Genomic DNA, 310 nt, shown 5'->3' with positions numbered 1-310 from the left:
CCTGCTCGAAGGCAGAAGCACAATATCTGCATGATCTTGGCGCCAATTCTGTCATTCTGGGAGAAGAAGAAATTGCAGCCGCCATGGCGAAGGCAATCGGCACCGAGATCAAGAGGAAAAACGCCGACACCGGTTCGGAAGGCGCCCCTCAGACAGGCATAATGGGGATAATATCGGACGGAACGACCGATATTATGGGCAAAAAAGGGGATGATATGAAGCATGAAGGCGTGGTGACCGGTTGATGAAAGCAAAGGATTACATCTGGCCGGTCGTGGGCATTTGCGCAGTTGGAGTTTCGGTCTGGCTC

At 52.6% G+C, this 310-nt stretch carries 1 protein-coding gene; it reads left to right on the top strand.

Features of this window, described 5'->3' with window-relative positions; all coding sequences use genetic code 11:
- On the top strand, window positions 1-245 hold a 245-nt coding region (locus R0J92_RS22245), incomplete at its 5' end, for a hypothetical protein (protein WP_411053249.1).
- Window positions 246-310 lie beyond the last annotated feature (65 nt).

Source organism: Tritonibacter sp. SIMBA_163, assembly GCF_046535935.1.
Taxonomy (GTDB): domain Bacteria; phylum Pseudomonadota; class Alphaproteobacteria; order Rhodobacterales; family Rhodobacteraceae; genus Epibacterium; species Epibacterium scottomollicae.
This window is presented reverse-complemented; position numbering and strand designations above follow the sequence as displayed.